This is a genomic window from uncultured Fretibacterium sp. (genome assembly GCF_938040765.1).
Taxonomy (GTDB): Bacteria; Synergistota; Synergistia; order Synergistales; family Aminobacteriaceae; genus CAJPSE01.
In genome coordinates this window covers 1-6,448 of the sequence record NZ_CALIAA010000004.1, presented here as the reverse complement: position 1 = coordinate 6,448, position 6,448 = coordinate 1, and the positions used below count along the sequence as shown (strand labels likewise).

Below are 6,448 nucleotides of genomic sequence, written 5' to 3'. Positions count from 1 at the left end.
CAAAATATGCGTTTTTGTTTTGATCAGCGCTTCCCTGAATTTGTCCCGTTCCGGGCGGCCCTTAGTAAAGGCCGCCCGGCGGAGGGCCGACGGCGAGGAGGGGGATTGCATGTACAGGCTGACGATCAACGGAGCGGTCCACGAGATAGCGGAGGACGGCTCCCTGCTGGATTATCTCAGGGATACGGCCGACATCACCTCGGTGAAGAACGGCTGCGCGGAGGGGGTCTGCGGAGCCTGTACCGTACTGGTCGACGGGCGCACGGCCCGTGCCTGCATCCAGAAGGTCTCGCGGCTGGACGGCAGGTCGGTGACGACCCTCGAGGGTCTCTCCGAGCGGGAGCGGGAGATCTATGCCTGGGCCTTCGGCGCGGCAGGGGCGGTGCAGTGCGGCTTCTGCATTCCCGGCATGGTGATGAGCGCCAAGGGGCTTCTGGACGTCAACGCCAGCCCGTCCGCGGCGGAGATCAAGGCGGCGCTCAAGGGAAACCTCTGCCGCTGCACGGGATACGTCAAGATCGAGAGGGCCGTCGCGATGGCCGCCGAGGCCCTGAGGGACCCGGGCTTCCTCCCCCCGAAGGATCCCTTCGACCGCCCCTACGCCCTGGGGGAGCGGATGCCGCGCCTCGACGCGCGCGAGAAGACCCTGGGGACGGGCAAATACGTCGAGGACCTGAAGATGCCCGGGATGCTCTATGGAGCGGCGCTGCGTCCCAAAACGCCGCGCGAACGCATTTTGGAAATCGACACGCGCACCGCAGCGGCACACCCGGGGGTCGTGGCCGTGCTGACGGCCAAGGACGTGCCGGGCGAGCGGTACATCGGGCATATCGTGCACGACTGGCCGGTGCTGATCGCCCCCGGAGAGGTGACGCGCTACGCGGGCGACGCCCTGGCCCTGGTGGCCGCGGTTGACCGAAAAACCCTGAAGGAAGCCTTGGCCCTGATCGAGGTGAAGAGCGAGGTGCTGAGGCCGATGCTCACCATCGAGGAGGCCATGGCGCCCGGCGCGGAGCTCATCCATCCCTTCGGCAACTTCGTTGAGGTCAACGCGGTCGTCAGACGGGGCGATGTCGACAAGGCCCTGGCGGAGTCCGCCCACGTGGTGCATGGCACCTACAGATCTCCCGTGGGGGAGCATGCCTTCCTGGAGCCGGAGACGGCCCTGGCCTATCTCGACGAGGACGGCGTCCTGGTCCTGCGCACGTCCGGCCAGAGCGTCTACGACGAGTACCGGGAGGTGACGCGGATGCTGGGCTGCCCCGAAAGCGGGGTGCGCGTGATCTCGGCGCTCGTCGGAGGCGGGTTCGGCGGCAAGGAGGACATGTCCGTTCAGCACCACGCGGCGCTTCTGGCGTGGCACGCGAAGCGTCCGGTGCGCGTGACGCTGTCCCGCCAGGAGAGCCTGACCGTCCATCCCAAGCGGCACCCCATGGTGATGGACTACACCGCCGGGTGCGACGCGGAGGGGCGCCTCACGGCCATGAGGATCCGAATCCGGGGCGATACGGGCGCCTACACCTCGTTGGGGGGGCCCGTGATGCAGCGCGCCTGCACCCACGCCACGGGGCCCTACCGCGTTCCGAACGTCGATATCGAGGGGACGAACGTCTACACGAACAACCCGCCGAGCGGGGCGTTTCGGGGCTTCGGCGTCACTCAGTCCGCCTTCGCGGTGGAGTGCACGCTGAACCTCCTGGCGGAGAAAGCGGGCATCTCCTATTGGGACATCCGGGACCGCAACGTCGTGGAGCCGGGCGACGCGCTGGGCAACGGCCAGATCGCGGCGCGGAACACGGCAATTCGGGAATGTCTCGCGGCCGTCAAACCCTACTTCGAGTCCTCGCCCCGGGCGGGCCTTGCCTGCGCCTGGAAGAACAGCGGTCTGGGCGTGGGCGTGCCCGACGCCGGGCGTATGCGCCTGGTGGTCCGGGACGGCGGCATACGGCTCTTCACCAGCGCGGCCTGCATGGGGCAGGGGGTGGCGACGACCATGGTCCAGATCGCCTCCTTCACAACGGGGCTCCCGGTGAACCGCATCGCCTTCAACCCTCCCGACACCGCCCTGACGCCGGACAGCGGCACCTCGACGGCCTCGCGCCAAACCCTCTTCACGGGTGAGGCGACGCGGCGGGTCTGCGTGCAGTTCGCGGAGGCCCTGAAGGAGGCCGGTGGGGACATCGGGCGTCTCGAGGGGCGGGAGTTCTACGACGAGTTCCTGTTCATTTCGGACCCCATGGGCTCGGACAAACCGCACCCCGTCAGCCACGCGGCCTACAGCTATGCGGCCCACGTGTGCATTCTGAGCGAGGACGGCCGGATCGAGCGGTACATCGCCTGCCACGACGTGGGGCAGGTCATCAACCGAAACAGCGTGGAGGGACAGATCGAGGGCGGCGTCGTCATGGGCCTGGGCTATGCGCTCACGGAGGACCTGCGCCTCGAGGGGGGCGTCCCGCGTGCCCGGCTGGGGACGCTCGGACTGTTCCGCGCGCCGGACGTGCCGCCGATCGAATGCCTGCTGATGGAGTGCAAGGACCCGGATGGCGCTGGGGCCTACGGGGCCAAGGGGGTGGGGGAGGTCGTCCTGGTTCCGCCCGCCCCGACCCTGGCCCTGGCCTACCGGCGCTGGGACGGCAGGTTCCGGAACAGCCTGCCGCTGGAGGGAACCCCCTACAGCCGGAAAAAATAGGGAGGAAGCGCGGGAGAAACGCCGAATTCGATCGGCGCTTCCCTAAAAAGATGTTGGGGGCGTTGACCAAAGATGATCTGTGTCCTCCTCCTTTCCCTCGCTCCATAAAAAAGCGAGAGGCCCCAAGCCGGGGCCTCGCATCCGTTATGTGCGTTTGGGGAGCTGTTCTGCGGCCTTCTAAAGGACGGCCTCGACGTCGAATGCCCTCTGCAGCGCCGCGACGGCCCGCTCCACGGCGGTCGCATCGACGACGCAGGTGACCGCGAAGGTGCTCGACGTGATCATCTCGATGTTCACGTTCACGGACGCCAGGGTGGCGAACATCCTGGCCGTGACCTCCGGGCTCGAGGAGAGCTCCTGTCCCTGGATGGAGAGGCTGGCCACCTCCGTGTTGAAGGAGACCCCCTGGGCCTTGATCGCCTCGGCGGCCGTGCGGCAGACGGGGATGGCGTCGTCCAGACGGTCCTTGCGGATCAGGAAGGTCATGTCCGTCATCCCGCCGCGCATGTTGTTCTGGACAATCATCTCCACGCCCACGTTCCTCTCGGCCAGGGCGGAGAATACGCTGGCCGCGACCCCCGGCAGGTCGGGGACGCCCAGCAGGATGATGCGCGCACAGCCCCGGTCGATCCGGATGCTCTCGATGATTGAATTTGTCATGGGTCTCTCACCTCGGTTTTCTTCTTCAGGTCCCGAAATCCCCTCTCCCCCCGTGTTGCCCGGCAAGGCAAAAAAAGGAGCGGGAAAAGGGCCTCAAAGACGGCTCTCGATCGTCGTTCCGACGGACGAACCCCGCAGGACGAAGAACTGGGAGGGCACGTCATGCTCGGAGAAGGTGCGGCACATCGCGGAGGCGACCGTACCGGGCGCGCCCCGGACCAGCGCGACCATCGTGGGGCCGGAACCGCTGATGGCGACGGCGACGCAGCCGGGAAGGCCGCGGATATGGTCCAGGATGTCCCTGCCGCCGGGAAAGAGGGAGCTTCGGTAGGGCTGGTGCAGGCGGTCGTCCATGCCCCAGGAGAGGAGATCCCAACGCCCCGTCGCCCAGGCGGCGCAGAGCAGGGAGGCACGCCCCAGGTTGAACACGGCGTCCCCAAACCGGACGAGCTCGGGCAGCACCTGCCGAGCGTCGTGGGTGCGGACCCGCACGTCCGGGACCGCCGCGACCACGTGCATGTCGTCGGGAAGGGGCGGCAGCTTCACGTAGCGCAGGTTCTCCCCATCCCAGCAGCAGACCGTCATGCCCCCGAGACAGCAGGGGACCACGTTGTCGGGGTGTCCCTCGATGAGCGTCATGACGCGCAGGAGCTCCGCCTCGTCCGTCCGGCGTCCGGACACGGCGTCGGCCAGGACCACGCCCGCCACGACGGCGGTGGAGGAGCTGCCCAGGCCCCGGCAGAGCGGGATGACGTTGTGGCACTCCAGGGCGAGGCCCCGGGGGGAGACACCCCATTCCGCGCAGGCGCGAAGGTAGCTCTCCACCACCATGTTGGAGCCGGCGTCGGACAGTTCGTAGGCGCCCTCCCCGATGACGTCGCAGGTGAAGCGTCCCTCCGGAAGCAGCTCGCGGACGTTGAAGACGTTGTAGAGGGAGAGCGCCATGCCCAGCGTGTCGAACCCGGAGCCCAGGTTGGCGCTCGTCGCGGGGACGCGCAGGGAGAGAAGCGGTTCTTTCCCCCGCTCTGTCATGATCCGGAGGCGCCGGCGCTCAGGACGCCCATCAGCTCCTCCAGAGAGTCGCCGATCTCGATGGGCCGCCCCGTCTGGGACAGCGCGGTGTCGGGGTCCTTCAGGCCGTTGCCCGTCAGCACCATGACCGCCGTGATGCCCGATGGAAGGCGGCCCTCCCGCTTCAGGGCGAGGAGACCGGCGAGGGGCGCGCAGGATGCGGGCTCGGCGAAGACCCCGCCCTCGGAGGCCAGAAGCCTCTGTGCGGCGAGGATCTCCTCGTCGGAGACCGCGTTGAACTCGCCGCCGGACTCCGAGACTGCCGCGCGGGCGAGGGACGCGCTGACGGGGTTGCCGATGCGTATGGCTGTGGCGACCGTCTCGGGCTCCGGACAGGGGAGCCCCGTGACGAGCGGAGCGGCGCCCGCGGCCTGAAAGCCCATCATGCGGGGAGCCCTGGAGATCCGGCCCAGCCTGACGTACTCCCCGTACCCCGCCCAATAGGCGCTGATGTTCCCCGCGTTGCCCACGGGAATGGCGTGCCAGTCCGGCGCCTTGCCCAGGGCCTCGCAGATCTCCCACGCGCCGGTGCGCTGGCCGATGAGGCGGTAGGGATTGACGGAGTTCACCATCGCGCAGCCGCTCCTGTCCGCGGCCGTGCGGGCCAGTTCCAGCGCGCGGTCGAAGTTGCCGCGCACGGCGATGACCCTGGCCCCGTACATCAGCGCCTGGGCCAGCTTGCCCAGGGCGACCTTGCCCGCAGGGAGCAGGACGAAGCAGGGGATGCCGACGGAGGCCGCGTAGGCAGCCGCCGAGGCGGAGGTGTTGCCCGTCGAGGCGCAGATGAGGGCGCGCTTGCCCTCCTCCAGGGCCTTGGCGACGGCCAGAACCATCCCCCTGTCCTTGAAGGAGCCCGAGGGGTTGCAGCCCTCGAGCTTGCCGTAAAGCGTGATGCCGAGCTTTTCGCCGATGCGCGGCAGGGCGATGAGCGGCGTAGAGCCCTCCTCCAGGTTGACGGGCGGCGTTGCCGACGTCACCGGAAGCAGGGCGGCGTAACGAGCCAGAATACCCAATACGATCCCTCCATCCCTTGAAGCATCCCTTGAACGCGGCCTTTCGCGAAGGACCGCGCCTTTTTCACGATTACCCGGTTATACACTGCGCCGGGTGGGATGTCAAGGCCGGTGTCACGCCTCGGGGGGCCGTGTTCCGCTTGATCGCCTATGCGATCTCGTCCGGGGCGTCGGGGCGCAGGATACGCACGGTCTCCTCCTGGAACCAGTCGTAGAGCGTGCGCTTCTGTTCCCTCTGCGCCCTCAGGCGCTCGATGCTCGTGCCGACGATGTAGAGCGGATTGGCGGGGTCGATCAGGTCGTGTCCCCAGGCGCGCAGCGTCGCCGTGAGGGAGGCCAGCTGCGCCTCCGTGTCCGTCGCCAGGGCCAGCAGCACCCAGTCCTCCTGCTCCTCCCTGTCGAGGTCGAACCACCCGGGCACGTAGATGCGGCGCTGCCCCATCAGAAAGATGTGGAGGCGTCCGATCAGGGGCAGGAGGTCCTCCGCCCGGCCGCGGACCTTCTGGGCGAAAAGCCGGTCGGCGTTGAGGAACTTGAAGCGGTCGGTCGGCAGGGGCTCGAGGTCCTTGTAATGGTTGAAGTCATAACGGCTCCGCAGGACGAAGTCGAACGTCAGGGTACCGGTCGGGGCCCCGTTCTCCGAGGTCCAGCGGTCCAGCGCCTCCTGTCCCGGTGCGGGCAGGGTCCGCGCGGCGACGCCCCAGTGGGGAAACGCCTCGAGGAAGGATTTTACGACGGGGGCCTCGGGCCACAGGGCGCGGGCGCGCCCGTCCGAGAGCGCGAAATACCGGTCGTCGGGCAGGCAGGGAACCACCGGGAACGTCTCCCCGACCGACACCTCCTTGATGCCCCAGTCGGTCATGAACGCGCGGTCCAGGAACTGCTCCAGGCGGTTCCGCTCCAGCATCTCGCGCGCCCGGACCTCGTCGATCGGAACCTCGCCCGCGGGGCTCACGGGCACGCAGAGCTCCCGTGCGACCCGTTCCCGCGTCCGCACGCCCTGAGGCGTGAG

Annotated in this window: 5 protein-coding genes; 1 reads left to right on the top strand and 4 read right to left on the bottom strand. The window is 68.3% G+C overall.

What is annotated here, in order from left to right:
- Positions 1-109: 109 nt before the first annotated feature.
- A complete protein-coding gene (gene xdh, locus Q0176_RS00095; protein ID WP_299297814.1) occupies positions 110-2,692 on the top strand; it encodes a selenium-dependent xanthine dehydrogenase in 2,583 nt (860 codons plus the stop codon).
- A 177-nt stretch (positions 2,693-2,869) separates the two neighbouring features.
- Here the strand turns inward: xdh and Q0176_RS00090 are convergent, their stop codons facing one another.
- From Q0176_RS00090 to Q0176_RS00075, 4 genes are all read right to left on the bottom strand, one after another.
- Positions 2,870-3,352: an ACT domain-containing protein gene (locus Q0176_RS00090; protein ID WP_299297812.1), complete on the bottom strand. Its 483-nt coding sequence runs from the start codon at positions 3,350-3,352 to the stop codon at positions 2,870-2,872.
- A 93-nt stretch (positions 3,353-3,445) separates the two neighbouring features.
- The gene (gene thrB / locus Q0176_RS00085; RefSeq protein ID WP_299297810.1) at positions 3,446-4,384 is read right to left on the bottom strand and encodes a homoserine kinase; all 939 of its coding nucleotides are present in this window, start codon (positions 4,382-4,384) and stop codon (positions 3,446-3,448) included.
- Positions 4,381-5,436 carry a threonine synthase gene (thrC, locus tag Q0176_RS00080; RefSeq protein WP_299297808.1) on the bottom strand — a complete coding sequence of 352 codons (1,056 nt, stop codon included), beginning with the start codon at positions 5,434-5,436 and terminating at the stop codon, positions 4,381-4,383. The genes thrB and thrC overlap by 4 nt, the downstream gene beginning before the upstream one ends.
- A 148-nt stretch (positions 5,437-5,584) precedes the next feature.
- Positions 5,585-6,448 (bottom strand): hypothetical protein (locus Q0176_RS00075; protein WP_299297806.1); only part of this gene is annotated, 864 nt, incomplete at its 5' end.